At 41.1% G+C, this 16,955-nt stretch carries 12 protein-coding genes; 11 read left to right on the plus strand and 1 reads right to left on the minus strand.

The features are described 5' to 3' along the window. Positions 1–40: 40 nt before the first annotated feature. Genes OQX61_RS08600 through OQX61_RS08610 form a run of 3 tightly spaced genes read left to right on the plus strand, consistent with a single transcriptional unit; the run spans position 41 to position 3,346 of the window. On the plus strand, positions 41–1,030 hold the full coding sequence (locus OQX61_RS08600) for an efflux RND transporter periplasmic adaptor subunit (RefSeq protein WP_265841255.1): 990 nt from the start codon (positions 41–43) through the stop codon (positions 1,028–1,030). Beyond that, positions 1,030–2,214, plus strand: coding sequence for an ABC transporter permease (locus tag OQX61_RS08605; RefSeq protein ID WP_265841256.1), 1,185 nt, complete (start codon positions 1,030–1,032; stop codon positions 2,212–2,214). Before OQX61_RS08600 ends, OQX61_RS08605 begins: the two co-directional genes overlap by 1 nt. Beyond that, positions 2,183–3,346 (plus strand): ABC transporter permease, encoded by a 1,164-nt coding sequence (locus OQX61_RS08610; RefSeq protein ID WP_265841257.1) that lies wholly within the window; start codon positions 2,183–2,185, stop codon positions 3,344–3,346. The genes OQX61_RS08605 and OQX61_RS08610 overlap by 32 nt, the downstream gene beginning before the upstream one ends. 81 nt (positions 3,347–3,427) lie before the next feature. Here OQX61_RS08610 and OQX61_RS08615 read toward each other — a convergent pair whose 3' ends face one another. Next, entirely contained in the window at positions 3,428–4,909 is a 1,482-nt protein-coding gene (locus OQX61_RS08615; protein WP_265841258.1) for a glycine--tRNA ligase, read from the minus strand. A gap of 60 nt (positions 4,910–4,969) precedes the next feature. Between OQX61_RS08615 and OQX61_RS08620 the strand changes: the two genes are divergently transcribed. The 8 genes from OQX61_RS08620 (at position 4,970) to gldG (ending at position 16,939) form a co-directional block, all read left to right on the plus strand. Next, positions 4,970–5,890: a glycerophosphodiester phosphodiesterase family protein gene (locus OQX61_RS08620; protein WP_265841259.1), complete on the plus strand. Its 921-nt coding sequence runs from the start codon at positions 4,970–4,972 to the stop codon at positions 5,888–5,890. Position 5,891: 1 nt separating this feature from the next. Further along, the gene (locus OQX61_RS08625; RefSeq protein WP_265841260.1) at positions 5,892–6,599 is read left to right on the plus strand and encodes an ATP-binding cassette domain-containing protein; all 708 of its coding nucleotides are present in this window, start codon (positions 5,892–5,894) and stop codon (positions 6,597–6,599) included. 91 nt (positions 6,600–6,690) lie between these two features. After that, positions 6,691–7,218: an outer membrane beta-barrel protein gene (locus OQX61_RS08630; protein ID WP_265841261.1), complete on the plus strand. Its 528-nt coding sequence runs from the start codon at positions 6,691–6,693 to the stop codon at positions 7,216–7,218. A 717-nt stretch (positions 7,219–7,935) separates the two neighbouring features. Then, entirely contained in the window at positions 7,936–9,126 is a 1,191-nt protein-coding gene (locus OQX61_RS08635; RefSeq protein ID WP_265841262.1) for an ROK family protein, read from the plus strand. Positions 9,127–9,192: 66 nt separating this feature from the next. Further along, positions 9,193–12,615: a SusC/RagA family TonB-linked outer membrane protein gene (locus tag OQX61_RS08640; protein WP_265841263.1), complete on the plus strand. Its 3,423-nt coding sequence runs from the start codon at positions 9,193–9,195 to the stop codon at positions 12,613–12,615. A gap of 17 nt (positions 12,616–12,632) precedes the next feature. Further along, positions 12,633–14,438 carry a SusD/RagB family nutrient-binding outer membrane lipoprotein gene (locus OQX61_RS08645; protein WP_265841264.1) on the plus strand — a complete coding sequence of 602 codons (1,806 nt, stop codon included), beginning with the start codon at positions 12,633–12,635 and terminating at the stop codon, positions 14,436–14,438. A gap of 102 nt (positions 14,439–14,540) precedes the next feature. After that, positions 14,541–15,269: a gliding motility-associated ABC transporter permease subunit GldF gene (gene gldF, locus OQX61_RS08650; RefSeq protein ID WP_265841265.1), complete on the plus strand. Its 729-nt coding sequence runs from the start codon at positions 14,541–14,543 to the stop codon at positions 15,267–15,269. Then, on the plus strand, positions 15,263–16,939 hold the full coding sequence (gldG, locus tag OQX61_RS08655) for a gliding motility-associated ABC transporter substrate-binding protein GldG (protein ID WP_265841266.1): 1,677 nt from the start codon (positions 15,263–15,265) through the stop codon (positions 16,937–16,939). The genes gldF and gldG overlap by 7 nt, the downstream gene beginning before the upstream one ends. Positions 16,940–16,955 lie beyond the last annotated feature (16 nt).

Genomic DNA, 16,955 nt, shown 5'->3' on the forward strand with positions numbered 1-16,955 from the left:
TTAATACAAACATAAAACTCAAGATATAAAACACCTATACATGAAAGATATCATAAAAAATTACTGGGCCTTACTAATCCCTGTTATAGTGGTCATCGCTGCGTTGTTCTTCTTCCTGGCAGGGAATAAAAAAGAAGCCAATAATTTCATCGGGATGGTAGATGCTTCCAGCGTAGACGTGGCGGCAGAATTCCCGGGCCGTCTGGATTCTTTACTGGTAGAACTTGGCGATACAGTAAAAGAGGGCCAGATCGTAGCGATTCTCCGTTCTAACGAGATTGATGCGATAAAAGCACAGGCCCTTGCCGCAATTGATGCCGCAAAAGGACAGCAGGAATTATTATTAAAAGGGGCAAGACCAGAATTGATCGATGCTACTTCTAAACTCTACCAGATCAGCGAAGATCAGTACAAACTATTTAGTGCCACCAACGACAGAATGCAACGTCTGTACAACGCAGATGTGATTTCCGGTCAGGAAAGAGATGTTTTCTATTTCCGCTATGAGGCTGCAAAAAAAGAAATGGAAATGGCGAAACTGAACCTGAAAATGTTAAAAGATGGTACCCGTCCTGAAATTATGAAAACGGCTAATGCGATTGTAAAACAAGCAGAACAGGCTTATGAGCTGACAAAATCATTAGGTGATAATACGAGGGTTCATGCTCCGGCAGACGGGGTGATTTCTAGCTTAGTAACCCACCAGGGTGAAATTGTCTCTATCGGTTATCCAATGATGACCATTGAAAAGAAAAATTCCAAACTGTTGAGGTTTAATGTCCGTCAGGATGAATCTAACCTTTTGAAAGTTGGTTCTAAAGCCTCTGTAAAAGTGCCTGGCTGTGATCCGGAATCTTTTGAAGTAAAAGTCACTTCTATTGCACCAACCCTGGAATTTGCCAATTGGGTGCCTACAAAAGACAAAGGACAGTTTGAACTGAGAACATTTACCATAGAGCTGAAACCAGAAAACCCTGCCGGAATTAAAGGCCTGCGTGCTGGCATGACCGCTTCCTTAATTTTGCCATAATGCGTTCGACTTGTCAGATCATTATTCGGGAATGGAACAGGATTCTCCAGCTAAAGGTATTTTACCTGGTGATGTTGGTGGTTCCTGCCCTGTTATTTTCTTTTTACGCGTATATCTATCAGGAAAAAGAGGCGAAAAACCTTCCTTTTGCCATCTGGGATGACGATCAAAGTCCGGTAAGCAGACAGCTGATTTTTTTGCTGGAGCAACGGGATGCGTTGCGCATTAGCAAAAGATTGTATAGCGAAGCAGAAGTACAGCGTGCAATTCAGACTGGGGAAATCATGGGCGCCGTGCATTTTCCTGTCAATATGCAGAACGATATTTATAGTCGTCACCCTACAACAGTGACTTTATATACCAATGCGGCGGCTTTAGTGCCAGCAAAAATGGTCTATAAGGCTGCGGCACAGGTGATCATTACCGGTAGTACCGGAATTGTGCTGAAGAAGTTGGTCAAGACAGGGATGGAGCCAGATCGGGCAATGGCTTTGGCTAACCCCATCAAACTGGACACCTATCAGCTGTACAATGCGACTTACAATTACCAGGAATACCTCGTGCCCGGACTGATTACTGTGGGAATGCAAATGATTCTGATCATCAGCAGTATGCTGGCGCTCAATTATGAGTACAAAACGAATACGATGGGGGAGCTTTATGAATTGGCAAAGGGCTCGGCATTTCGCGTGATTACCGGAAAAACAATTGCCCACCTGGTGGTCAGCTGGTTCAATTTTGTCCTCATTGCCTTTATCCTCTTCCCATTTTTTGAGATCGGCGTTCCGGCGGCAACAGGCAAGTTTTTTGCCCTATATACCTTACTGTCTATCGCCTGTATCGGGATCGGAATGTTCATCTCTGCCTTGTTTAAAGATGTGATGCTTTCAGGCGATGTGGCCTTGTTTTATACTTCGCCGGCTTTTGTGTTCAGTGGTTTTACTTTTCCACGCTGGGCAATGCCCTGGTATGATCAGTATTACGCGACAATCATGCCGTATACCCCCTTTCTGGATACTTTCTTTAAAATATACTATATGAACCTGCCTTTTTATTATGCGCAGGCCGACTTGTATAAGTTATTGTTGTTTCCAGCCGTCATGTTCCCGACTGCCCTAATTCTTTTCCAACGTCAATTTAATAACAGCAAAAATGAAGCAGCAGCCGAACCCGTCCTTAATTAATCTTTTACTGAGAGAGGCTGCACTAGTGGTAAAGGACCATAGTTTGCTCCTTACCTTGCTGATCGCCCCTTTGTTATATGCCTTTTTTTACGGCAGTATTTACATCAATAAAGAAGAAGAAAATGTGAAACTGGCCATCGTAGACGATGATCAAACCCGTTTGTCTCGTTTATTACAGCAAAATATCGACAATTCCCCGATGGTAGAACTACTCCATTTTTCCAATCTGGAAGATGCAAAGGAACAGATGTATGCAGGGAATTGCCAGGGCTATATGTACATTCCCAGGGGGACACAAACAAATCTGTTAAGCCTCAAACAAAGTAATGTGGTATTGGCGGTAAATGCTGCCAGATTTCTACCTTCCAGTGATATTCTGGCGAGTGTACAACAAATCTGTCTGACTGTAGGGGCAGGAGTCCGGCTCCGGTTTTTTGAGAAGAGTGAGGGGATGACCTCCACTATTGCGATGCAGAATGTAATGCCCGTTAGCCTCGATTACCGACCGCTCTTTAATGAGCGATCCAGTTACGGAGCTTTCCTGCTACCTGGATTGTTGGCGTTAATTCTGCAACAAACTTTGCTGATCGGTCTTTCGGAAAGTGTAGCAGCCGAAAGGCAACACGCTACTTTAGGCGGTTGGTTAAGAGGTGGTGCCTCAACTGCGATTTGGGGTAAAGGCTTGTTTTACCTGATCCTGTTCTCCGCCTATGCGTTTTTCTTTCTCAATGTCAATTACAGTCTGCTCGATCTGCCCATGAGGGGCAATGGTTTTGAGCTGAGCTTATTGCTATTGCTGTTCCTGCTTACGTTAATTCCAATGGGACAGTTTATCGGATCTTTATTCAAATCACAGCTACTCTGTTTACAGATGATGGCCTTTTCAACGTACCCGATTTTCCTGATTACCGGGTATTCCTGGCCATTTGAGTCTCTACCGTTGCCAGTGCAGTGGTTATCGATGTTATTGCCAACTACGCCATTTATACAGCTCTATACTGCGGTGGTACAGTCGGGGGCAAGTATATGGGAGAATCCGAAGTTATTGCTGCACCTGATGTTGTTATGGGCTTTCTACAGTGGCATTTGTTATGCACGTTTGCATACCCTGAGAAAACGAACGCTGGTTTAGTCTACCTTTTTCAGGATCACACAAAAACAAAACCCCTGCAATCGTATGATTGCAGGGGTTTTTTATTCAGTTAATATATCCTTACTGCAAAAGGTTTTTCCAGCTTACTCTGCTGGAGATCAACTCTTCCAGGTCTTTAATGTCAATCCTTTGCTGTTCCATCGTATCGCGGTGACGGATAGTTACGGTATTGTCTTCTAAAGTCTGGTGATCTACAGTTAAGCAGAATGGCGTACCAATTGCATCTTGTCTGCGGTAACGTTTACCAATAGCATCTTTTTCTTCATACACACAGTTGAAATCAAGTTTCAGGCTGTTCATGATTTCTCTTGCTTTTTCTGGTAAGCCGTCTTTCTTCGTCAATGGGAAGATCGCCACTTTAACCGGTGCTAAGCAAGGGTGTAAGCGTAGTAAAGTTCTGCTGTCTTGTTTTTCTTCAGTACTCAAATCCTGCTCTTCAAAAGCATTGATCATCGTTAGTAAGAACATACGGTCTAAACCGATAGAAGTTTCGATTACGTAAGGAACATAATTTCCGTAAGGCTTGCCTTCTTCGTTTAGTTCGGCATCGAAATATTGCATTTTCTTACCAGAGAAAGTCTGGTGTTGTGTTAAATCGAAATCTGTACGACTGTGGATACCTTCTACTTCTTTAAATCCGAATGGGAATTCAAATTCGATATCTGTTGCGGCATTTGCGTAATGTGCTAATTTAACATGGTCATGGAAACGGTACTTTTCAGCTGGCGTACCTAAAGCCTGGTGCCATTTTAGACGCGCTTCTTTCCAGTAAGCAAACCATTTTGAATCTTCTCCCGGACGAACAAAGAATTGCATTTCCATTTGTTCGAATTCACGCATTCTCATGATGAACTGACGTGCAATTACTTCATTTCTGAATGCTTTACCGATTTGTGCGATACCGAAAGGAATTTTCATTCTTCCTGATTTCTGCACATTTAAGAAGTTTACAAAGATACCCTGTGCAGTTTCCGGACGTAAATAGACCTCTTCAGCACCTTCTGCCATTGCACCAAACTGTGTGCTGAACATCAGGTTAAACTGACGTACATCGGTCCAGTTTTTTGTGCCACTCACCGGACAAGCAATTTCATGCTCTTCGATCAGTAGTTTTAAGCGTGGAAGATCATCAGCTGTTAATGCATCATCCATATCCGCCTGCAATTTTGCAGCTTTATCAGTTTTACCGTCTTTCTCGTAACGGGCAATTTTATCTTCTAACAACTGGTCAGCACGGTAGCGTTTTTTAGAGTCTTTGTTATCGATCATAGGATCGCTAAAGCCGTCTACGTGTCCGCTGGCTTTCCATACTTTCGGGTGCATAAAGATTGCAGAATCGATTCCTACAATGTTCTCATGCATCTGAACCATGGATTTCCACCAATAAGTTTTAATGTTATTCTTTAATTCCGAGCCTAATTGTCCGTAGTCATATACAGCACTTAGTCCGTCATAAATCTCGCTACTTTGAAATACGAAACCGTATTCCTTGGCATGTGATATTACATTTTTAAATTGTTCGTCGTTAGTGTTCTTTGCCATAATGATGCAAATATAGAAGATTAACAAATATATATAGGGCCTAAATTCCTACTTTTGGCCATGAAACAATTTAATCTGGTTCTGGTAAGCTTCCTGATGCTTGCCGTATCCTGCACAGGACAAACAAAAAACTATATTTCTTTTAGCAGTGGCGAAGAATTAAGGTCCTTTTTAAATAGAAAAACACCGGGTTATCCGCTGATTTCTGCACATAGAGGAGCGCCAATGAAAGGTTTTCCTGAAAATTGTATCCCTACATTTCAAAATGCGACTAAATATCAACCGGTAGTGATTGAGTTTGATGTTGCCCTGAGTAAAGATTCTGTATTGGTGATTATGCATGACGACCGTCTGGACAGAACCAGTAATGGTACCGGGATGATTGGAAACTATACTTACGCAGAATTACAAAAGCTGCGCTTGAAAGACGACTACGGAACTTTAACCACTTATAAAATCCCTACTTTAAATGAGGTGCTCACCTGGGGGAAAGGAAAAGTATTGTTTACCATTGATGTGAAAAAGGGTGTTCCTTTTGCCAAGATCATCGATGAGGTACGTAAAACAAAATCAGAGAACAATTCCATTGTGATCACTTATAATGACAACCAGGCTGTAGAAGTACACCGTCTTGCACCTGATCTGATGATTTCAGCTTCCGTTAAATATGCGACAGATCTGGACAGGTTAAATGGTAAAGGTGTGCCAAACAACAGGATTGTGGCTTTCGTAGGGACTTCCCTTCCGGAACAAAAAGTATTTAAGGGTTTACATGAAAACGGGATCACCTGTATCATGGGCACCATGGGCAACTTAGACAAACGCTCCCTGGCCAGACCAAATGGTAAATATTACTATCAGTATCTGGAAGCTGGTGCCGATATGATTTCTACTGATAATTTAGCATTGGCTGGAAAAGAATTTGATCAGTATAGAAAAGATAAAAAGATGCGTTCTTCACACATTAAAAAGGTAAAATAAATTGAGCATCCAGGTAAAATCACTCAGCAAACATTTCGGCCGGCAAAAAGCAGTAGACGGAATTAGTTTTGAAGCTAAACCAGGCAAGATCTTAGGTTTTCTCGGTCCCAATGGGGCTGGGAAGTCGACCACCATGAGAATGTTGACAAGCTATCTGAAACCTGGCTCAGGTACCGCCAGCCTTTGTGGCTTTGATGTGCAGACACAATCTGTCGAAGTTAGAAAGATTATGGGCTATCTTCCTGAAAATACACCTTTGTATACCGATATGTATGTTCAGGAGTTTTTACTGTTTGTTGCCGATACTTATCAGTTGAAAAATGCTAAACAAAAAGTAAAGGATACCATTGAAAAGGTAGGGCTTGCTTCTGAACAGCATAAGAAAATTGCGATGCTTTCTAAAGGCTATAAGCAAAGGGTGGGCTTGGCGCAGGCAATCATTCATGATCCGCAGGTATTAATTTTAGATGAACCGACTTCGGGTTTGGACCCCAACCAGTTGGTAGAGATCAGGGAGCTGATCAGGCAACTTGGGAAAAACAAAACAGTGATCATTTCTACGCACATTATGCAGGAAGTAGAAGCACTCTGCGACGAGGTGATTATCATTGATAAAGGGTGTATTGTAGCAAATGCCTCAATTGATGAACTTAAAAGAGAACACAAACTGACTTCTTTAGAGGATATTTTCAGAAAACTGACTTCCTGATGTGGTTTTTTTGATGTGTTTTAAGCCATTGGCCAAGTTTTTGCATTTATGTATTGATTTTATATCATTAATACGAATTAAACTTAAACACATGAAAAAATTATTTTTACTAACAGCGATCGCAGGTATTTTTGCCTTTTCAAATGCCAAGGCTCAGAAAGATCCTGCTATGAATGGTCCTAAATTAGGTATAGGTGCAGAATTTGCATTTCCGATGGGAAATTATGGTGATTTTTATAAAATGGGATATGGCGGGTCATTGACTTACCAACATCCTGTTGCTCCAAATTTGAATTTAACTGCAAATGCCGGGTACCTTAGTTTTAAAACAAAAGAAATATTAGGGTTTTCAGGTACCTCTGGTTACATTCCAGTGAAGGTTGGTGCAAGGTATTTTTTAGCTGAAAACTTTTATTTGAACGGTGAGGTCGGTGCTGCATTTGCTACCGAAGATGGTGATAAAACCAGATTTGCATATTCACCAGGTGCTGGTGTTGAGTTTCCAGTGGCAGATAAAGCTTCAATTGATTTAGGTGTCCGTTATGAAGCCTGGTCAAAAGAATTTGGTCTTACTCCTTCTTTCATAGGTGTAAGAGCTGCATTCAACTTCGGTTTGTAATTTTAACTAATTTTATTCGGTGCTAACATAAGCATCCCTAAAGCCTTCCTGGAAACAGGAGGGCTTTGCTGTTTTTTACCCCTTTCATCTCTCCAGCTTAAATGTTTGCCACGTCTTTTCTTTGATTCAGATAATCGATGATGAGGGGACTGATCCCGGGCTCATCATTTTCAGTTTTTCAGGGAGAGAAAATCACTATATTTTCCCTTTTTTTAGCCGGATTTATAAGGCCTTTTGGAGCAAAAGTTAGTAGGATTATGTCTGACTTGATCGGTTTTAGGAAGAATCAGACTTTTTAGCGGCAGTTTTAGTCCCTAAAAGCACTTGTTTTTAAGGTGTTTTACTTCTTTTAAGAATACTTTTTGTAAGTAATTGAACTTATTTTTGATTTTTTTTTCAAGTGTAGAAATAACACTAACCGACTAGAAATGAGTTGTTTTGTCTATTTTTTAAAGAAATGTCAATTTAAAGTAAAAGATAATTTTTTCCTAAAAATATTTCTAATAAACTCAACCGTTTCATCGAGCGTTATTTTTTAAACTAAAGTGATTTTTCACAGATTTTCCTTGAATTTTCTTTCAAGTGTTTTTTAGGCTTTTCAAATACTTGTACTCTTATCTATTTTATTCCTAACCTATTCAATCTTTTTAAAAAAATATAAAAGGTTTGTATTCTTAATGTAACTTTCTATATGTTTATGTAAAATTAACGATAGATATGTCTGCAATAATTAAGAAGAGTGCACAATTAAGGAAGGAAATACTTAAGCATTTATATTCAGGCTTAGCACTTTCATTAAATGAGCTCAGCAAACTGACTCAGAAAAGTCTCCCTATTGTGACCACCGTGGTAAATGATCTGGTGACAGATGGATTTATGATCAGCGATGGACTTGCGCCTTCAAGTGGGGGAAGAAGAGCCTCTATGTTTCTTTTGAATCCTGAAAAAGAACGATACATTATTGCGGTTGCTGTAGATCAGGTAGTTACCAGAATGGTGATTTATAATCTGACCAATCAAATTCAACTTCCACTTCAAATTATTGAAATTGATACTTACACTGATGTAAACGCGCTTCAGAAATTAGTGGTGTTTATTGCGGATAATCTGGAGAAATCAGGGCTAAACAGGGATCATATCCTGGGCATCGGAATAGGTATGCCTGGTTTCGTAAACATTGAAGAAGGGATCAACTACACCATATTTCCAACTGCCGGTGGGGAATGCCTGAGAGATCACCTCAGTACTCACCTAAATCTACCGGTGTTCATAGACAACGACTCTAGTTTAATTGGAATTGCAGAACTAAAATTTGGAAAAGCCAAAGGCAAGCAAGACGTCATGGTGATCAATTTGGGCTGGGGCACCGGCCTTGGGATGATTATAGCTGGAAAAGTATTTAGGGGCCATAGTGGTTTCGCTGGTGAGTTTAGCCATATCCCTTTATCGGGTAATGATCATTTATGCTCCTGCGGTAAAAGAGGATGCCTGGAAGTAGAAACTTCCTTATTGGTGATGGCAAGGAAGGCCAAAGCCCAGGTGGAGGCAGGTATCGAATCAAGTATGAAACGATTGTTTTTGGATAAGTCCAGACATGACGGGGATCATTTTTTAGCTGCCGCCCGTTCCGGAGATCCATTGGCCATCTCCATCTTGTCCGAAGCCTCATTTCATCTTGGTAAGGGGGTCGCTACCTTAATTCACATCATGAATCCTGAGAAAATTGTGTTGAGTGGGAGAGCTGCCATAGCTGGTAAGATCTTTATGCCTTCGATTCAGCAGGCCATTAATGAGTTCTGTATTCCCAGAATAGCAGAGTGTACCGATATCGAAGTTTCTGAAATCGGCAATGAGGCGGAATTGCTTGGGGCAGCTCACATGGTGATAGAGAGAACGGATTTTTTATAAAGTAAACCTTAAAAGAGAACCATCCTTTAACCGATCAATATAAACCCAAATTAAAACAAAACAACTATGACAAAACTACTACTAAAAATGACGTGGCTTAGCTTTGCGGCGTTATTCTGGAGCATCGGAGTCTTTGCTCAGACTGGTCGTACCGTAACCGGTACTGTAAAAGATGAGACAGGCTCGCCTATGCCTGCGGTAAGCGTGCGGGTGAAAGAAACAAAAAAATCAACTAGTACCAATGCAGAGGGGAAATTCATGATTGATGCAGTAGCTGGAAATACACTGGAATTCAGATATCTGGGGTATGCAAGCAAAGAAGCTGTTGTGGGTGCTGACAGGGTGGTTAATGTCAGCTTAAGTCCAAGCGATAATGCTTTGAAGGAAGTGACCGTAGAGGGCGCGCTCGGGGTGAAAAAGATAGACAGGAACCTCGGTTATTCCATAACCAAGATCAAAGGAGACGAAATTACCCGTACCAATACCGTCAATCCAATTACTGGTTTGCAAGGTAAAGTGGCTGGAGTGAACATCAATGTGGTGGGAACTGCAGGGGTACAAACTTCTCCTTACATTCAAATCCGGGGTGCTAAAGTATTGGGTAGCAGCGACAGACAAGCGAATAACCAGCCAATCTTTGTGATTGATGGTCAGGTGATCACCAATAACATTGTAGGTGGTGATGCTGCTGACGGCGGTTCTCAGCTTAAAAGTTTGAATCCTGATGATTATGAATCGATCACGATCCTTAAAGGTGCTGCGGCAACTACATTATACGGTTCCAGAGGTTTGAATGGAGCGGTTGTTATCAACACGAAAAGAGGGAAAAGTGGTCAGGGATTAGGTATTGAGGTGAACAGTACTTACCAGACTACTGAAGTTTATAAAAGCTTTATGGAACTTCAGAATGAGCATGGTATGGGAAGTTACATTACCAGAGAGGGTAATTTCAGACCAGATGGTACGCAAAGTTTAACCACAGGTAACTGGGGGCCAAAATTCGATGGAAGATTGACTCCGGCGATTTATAACCCATCAAAAATGGTTCCTTATGAGGCGCAGCCAGACAACTGGAAGACCTTTTACCGCAATGGAAATTATATCAATAACAACGTGGCCTTAGGTGGAAGTACGGATAAATTTAATTACCGTGTTTCTTACTCTAATACCAGTAACAAAGGTATTTTGCCAAATAATGGCTTGAAAAGAGACGCGATAGATGTTAAAGTTGGTGGAGATATTAATAAAATATTTTCTTCGGAAATGGGAATCAGCTATGCGAATACCAGAACTTCCAACTATTTTAACCAAAGTAGATTTTCTGTTTATGGCGACAATGCCCTGGCTTTTAGTACTTATTATTTACCAAGAAATATTGATTTTGCAGATTGGTATGCCGGATATAGAAATCCTGCAAATAATGAGATCTATACCTACAGTAAACCCGGGGGTAATTTTGATGCGGTAGTCAACACCTTTTCAAGAATTGACAAAAAGAACTATACCAATCATGAGAATTCACTATTGGGATACCTTCAATTAAAAGCACAGGTAAACCCCTGGTTAGATTTTAGTGCAAGAGGTAACTTTAACTACCAGAAAAACTTTGCCGAAACCAAAGAATATGGTAACGAGAAAGATAATAAAGGTGGATATTATGCTGCAGGTGGTGGTTATTCTACGGATTATACCTTATTATTCATGGCACATGCCAATAAAAATATTAGCGACGACCTGAATGTTGATGTCAGGTTGATTAATGAAATTTATGGTGATAAACTAGGTGAAACTTATGGTGCAAATACCAACGGTGGTTTGGCAGTACCAAACTTTTTCTTCCTTGATAACTCTGTTAAACCTATTCAGGGAGATGCAGTTAACCTGACCACCAGGAAGTATTCAGTTCTTAAGCCGAGCAGAGAAACAATCGGTATAGCCGGAGTAGTGAACTTCTCTTATAAGAAATACCTGAACTTAGAGTTGTCCGGACGTAACGACTGGATTTCTGTTTTAACCTATCCTAAAATTGTTCCGGGAAAAAATAACAATTCTGTATTCTATCCTTCGGCAAACCTTTCCTATATCTTCTCTGATCACTTTAAAGATGATATGCCATCCTGGTTGTCATTCGGGAAAATCAGAGCTTCCATTGCCTATGTAGGAAGTGCAGGTATTGCCAGACCTTTCGATACAGGTGCCGGATATTCGCCATCGGTTATTATTGACCAGAATGGTCAGACGGTACCTGCTGCGACTCAGATTAATGGGGATACAAAACCAAATTATGACCTTAGACCGCAGAGACAACGTGAAATTGAGTTTGGTACTACCTTATCTTTCCTGAAAAACAGGATAGATGTGGATTTTGCCTGGTATAAAGGTAATACTTACGATCAGCTCCTTAAATTGGACGGAGTACCCGAAACAGGTTATAAAAGAACCTTCTTTAATGCAGGTAACATTCAAAATAAAGGATTTGAAGCTTCAGTTAGTGGCTCTCCAATCAGAACTAAAGACTGGGGATTAGATTTATCCCTTAACCTTGCCCACAACAGAAGTAAGATCATCAAATTTGGTGGCGGTATCACCAGCTGGAACATTACCGGCGATTATGAAGGTGGACAAATCTGGGCGTATGAAGGTGGCGATTTTGGCGTATTGGAAATGCGTGCCAATACCACTGTGAAAATTGATCCTGCTACAGGGTTTCCTTTAATTATCAATGCCCCCAGACTTGCAAATGCAAATGCAGATGTGAAATACAATGTGGCCAACTATAATCTGGTTGATAACTCTGATTCCGATTTGCCAAATGGAAGGTTGCCTATCGGTAGAGTGGAACCAAGTTTAACAGGTGGTTTCTCTGTGAATCTGAGGTATAAAAGCTTTAGCTTATTTACACAAATGGATGCCCGTTTTGGTGGTTATGTTTATTCAGAAACATATGCCTACTCTATGGGAAATGGTGTTCCGTTAGCCTCTTTAAAATATCGTGATCAGGCTCATGGTGGTGTAGCCCGTATAGATTCTTATACCGGACAAACGGTGTTTGATGGTGCAATTCCTGATGCTGTTTTTGCTCCAGGACAAATGAGTTTAATTGATCCAACCAAATCTATCGGAGGGATGACCTTCAAGTCGGCTTATGATCAGGGACTTGTAGAGCCATGGAAAGCTTCAGTTTATTACACTTATACAAAAGGATGGCAGAATGCACTGAATAATTCCGATGCAATCTCTAAAATGTCCTGGTTGATGTTACGTGAGGTAACCTTAGGTTATCAAATTCCTTATCAAATCCTGGACAAGGTGAAGATTAAAGGCGCACGTCTCAGCTTTACCGCTAGAAATCTGGGGTATTTATACAACAGTTTAACAGGCGGTCAAAATCCTGAATCTGTTCAAAGTAATGATCCTTTTAGCCCATGGATTACTGGTGGAGTTCCTTTTACAAGGAATTATGCAGTTTCCTTAAACGTTAAGTTCTAATCCTAAAAACTAAAGAAATGAAAAAGAAATTATATATACTGGGACTGATTGTCTTTGCATCACTTGGACAGTCTTGTAAAAAAGACATGATTAACCTCAACACAAGACCTGATGCGCTTCCGGATGTTGATCCAAGGTTCTTATTCTCTACCGCAATAAACGATATCAATTATAATGAAAGGTTTAAGGTTCAGAATAGATTCACCATCATGACCTATATGCAATATATTGTTCAGGATGGTGCTAATGCGGATCTTTCAGGCAATTATTGGGCACCAGCTGCTACTAAAGGAGGAAATCCCGGCCTGAGTCAATATTATAATGATTATTATCAAAAGGTAGGTGTAGGCCTGAGCAGGATCATCGCTAAAATTGATGAAATGCCGGAAGCTCAAAAAACCGGCTATGCGAATTTAAAGGCAATTAGTCAGATTATTGATGTTTACCAGGCCTGGAGATCAGCAGATGTATTCGGAGCGATGCCTTACACGCAAGCTTTTCAAGATGTGGCCTTTCCATTACCTGCATATGATTATGATTACGACCTGTATAAAATATTCGATGCTAAATTAAAAGCAGCAGCGAATACGATCAAAACCTTACCTGCCGGACAATCGGAATTAACCGCTAATGACTTCTTTTATAAAGGGGCAATGACCAACTGGCTGAAGTTTGCCAATACATTGCGTATTAAAATTGCGCAACGTTATGAGAAAAGAGATCCCGCAAATCTGGATGCGATCCTGGTTGATGTGGAAACTAACTTTGGTGGACAATTGATCTCTACTTATGAAGAATCTTTCGGGATCAATAATTCCAGAGATTGGAACAATAACGTGGATGATATCAATGCGATCAAAACGAGCTTTAATGCAGCCTATCCTTTTGTAGAGTTCCTGAAATCTGCTAATGATCCTAGATTGGCAGTAATGGTTCGTCAGAATCAATTGGGAACGAACAATCCAGCGTATAGCAGTTTGTTAACTACGGCTACTCCGGCTACTCTTGCCTTATTGGCTACTCCTGAGTATAAACAGCGTTATTATGGGAAACATACGTTCCCTGCTTCACAGGATGCTTCCTATGGACCAACAGGAGCGGGTCGCTTCCAAACATTTTCAACGACTGGTGCTGCGGTTAATTTAACTTATCAATCACTGATTCAAGGTCGCTACTTCGTTAAAAATGGTGGTTTTAAAGAAGGAATAGCTGATCCACTATTGAACACAAATGAAGAAGTGGTTGCCGGTGGTTCATTAAAGTATAAATCTTTGTTCCTGAGCTATGCGGAAACTTGTTTCATGATGGCAGAAATTGCAGCTAAAAAAGGTGGTTCTGTAATGGGGAAAGCTGCAGCTACCTGGTATAATGAAGGTGTTACTGCTTCATTTGATCAATACAAAAAAGTTGGAGTAGATATTAAAGTGCCATTTGCATCAACGCTTGCTTTGGGAGATTATTTGTCACGTTTCCCTTATAATGGACTGGTAAGTATATATTCTCAATCCTGGGTGCATTTTCTGGCTCAACCGGAAGAAGCATGGGCAATGTGGAAAAGAACAGGCTATCCTCAGGCTGTAGATTACAGAGCCGGACAACCAACCACTCCCGGAAATATTGGTGATGGTACCGGGGTTGCTTACCTGGAAAACTTATGGAATGGTAATGCCAATCTGATCAGACCAAGAAGAGGTGTATTACCCGGTGCTGATTTGAACAGAGCCAACATATTGAAAGCTGCTAACGATATGAAAGCTAAAGATGCAGCTTACGGAGTCGATATCAATGAAACCAAAGGTAGAGTTTGGTGGGATAAACAATAATAAACTTAGGGGTTTTAGTTAGTGTGTGGGGTGTCCGATTTTATTGGGCACCCTTTTTTTGTCTTTTAAATTTTCTAACTTCGGCATCGTTAATCCAAATGAATGTACGCGGTATTTAAAAGAGAGTTATTTAGTTTATTGAATTCATTGATGGCCTATATTACCATCGGTGTGTTTTTGCTGGCCTCCGGCTTGTTGTTGTGGTTTTTTCCGGATACTTCTATCCTGGAATATGGTTATGCAGAACTCAGCGGGTTTTTCGGGCTTGCTCCTTTTTTATTCCTTTTTCTTATCCCTGCCATCACCATGCGTTCTTTTGCAGAGGAAAGGAGGGAAGGTACTTACATCTTACTGGCCACGCGTCCTGTGACTGACTGGCAGATCATTATCGCCAAATACCTGGCCTGTTTTGTACTGGTCTTGTTTGCTTTATTGCCTACCCTGATTTATTCGTATTCAATCTCTGAACTGGCCTTGCCAAAAGGAAATATCGATACCGGAGCCATCATCGGGTCTTATATAGGCTTATTGTTGTTAGGGGCAGCTTTTGCCTCCATCGGCATTTTTGCTTCCTCGCTGACCAAAAATCAGGTGGTAGCTTTTGCATTTTCTGTATTCCTTTGTTTCTTCACTTACAGTGGATTTGAGGCGATGAGCCAGATTTTTGGCTTTCGCTCCATTGAAAATATATTGCTCAATCTGAGTGTCAATGAACATTATCAATCCATGAGCAGAGGCGTATTAGATACACGTGACCTGATCTACTTCCTGACTTTTATTTTGACTTTTCTAGGCTTAACCAAACTGGTGATCGGAGGTAGGAAATGGTAATTCTGCAACAGAAATTAACCCGTATTGCCGTTTTCATTCTCGCTTTGGTTTTGCTCAATATAGGGGCTCAGTATTTTTACACCAGAATCGATTTCACCAAAGAGAAAAGATACACCCTTACTGCAAAATCAAAGGAGATCTTAGGGAATATTAAACAACCTATCACCATTACGGTGTTTCTGGAAGGCGATTTGCCGGCTCCTTTTAAAAGGTTGAGAAACGCTACAAAAGACCTGCTGGCTGATTACAAAGCAGCTTCTGGTCGGGAGATTAGCGTGATTTTCAAAGACCCGGTTTCAGGATTGTCGATAGCCGATCAGGATACGGTGATCAATCACTTATATGAGGCAGGGATTGAACCAACCACGGTCAACATTAAAAATGATGCTGGTTTTGCGCAGAAAATGGTCTTTCCGATGGCCATGCTGGAAAGCCATGAGAGGCAATTACCGGTAAAGTTATTACAGAATTTAGGGGCTACCGGTGGTTATGAGGAAAATATTAACAATTCGATTCAGAACCTGGAATACCTGTTTACGTCTGCCATACAAAAGCTGCTTTCTACGGATCACCCAAGGATTGGTTTTACAGAAGGAAACGGAGAATTGCCGGATCTGCTGTTGAACGATGCCATTACCAGTTTGTCTGATAGCTATGAAGTGGGCAGGGTAAACCTGAATACCATCGATGCTGCGGGACTGGATAAATTGAAAACACTGATCATTGCCAGGCCTCAAAAGGAATTTACAGAAGCGGAGAAGTATAAAATCAATTACTTTGTGATGAAAGGCGGCAGGGTAGTCTGGGCGATTGATCAGGTGAGTGCTGATCTGGATAGCCTGAAAGGTTCGGGAGAACAGCTGGCCTTCAATAAAAAACTAAACCTGGACGATATGCTGTTCATGTACGGTGCAAGGGTAAATTACAACCTGATTGCTGATGCCAATTGTGCGGAAATTCCCTTGAGTATGGGCGGAAACGGGCAAATAGAGATGGCACCATGGGTATATTATCCTTTAATGCAGCCGGATACTTCGCACAACCTCGTTAAGAATATTGATGTGGTCAAAGGGGAGTTTGTGAGCACTGTGGATACCATCGCAGTGAAAGGCTTGAAGAAAACAGTCATTTTACACACTTCTCCCTTTAATAAGATCTTCAATGCGCCTAAATTATTGTCGTTGCAAATGGTGGCCGAGCAACCGGATCCACGGGCTTATGCGAGCGTACCACAAGCGCTGGCCGTATTGATCGAAGGGAATTTTCCTTCTGTATTTTTGAACCGTGCTGTTCCGGCAGGAATCATCGGGAACTACCCGCTTCCGGCGGTCAGCAAGCCAACTAAAATGGTGGTCATTGGCGACGGAGATGTTTTCAAAAATCAAATCAGCAGCAAGGACGGTTCGGCATTTCCATTGGGCTTCGACAGATACACGCAAAAAAACTACGGAAATAAAGCTTTGCTCTTAAATATCGCAGATTACCTGTCGAATGATGATCATTTAATCGCTTTGAGAAATAAAGAGGTTAAGATCAGGCTGTTGGATAAAGCGAAACTACGTACAGAAAAACTACAATGGCAATTGGTCAATATGGCATTGCCCTTATTATTGTTAATATCGTTCGCGATTTTTCAACATTATTACCGCAAGCATAAGTATGCGAGGTAATTTTTATATTTTTGAG

The organism is Pedobacter sp. PLR, assembly GCF_026239675.1.
Classification (GTDB): Bacteria; Bacteroidota; Bacteroidia; order Sphingobacteriales; family Sphingobacteriaceae; genus Pedobacter.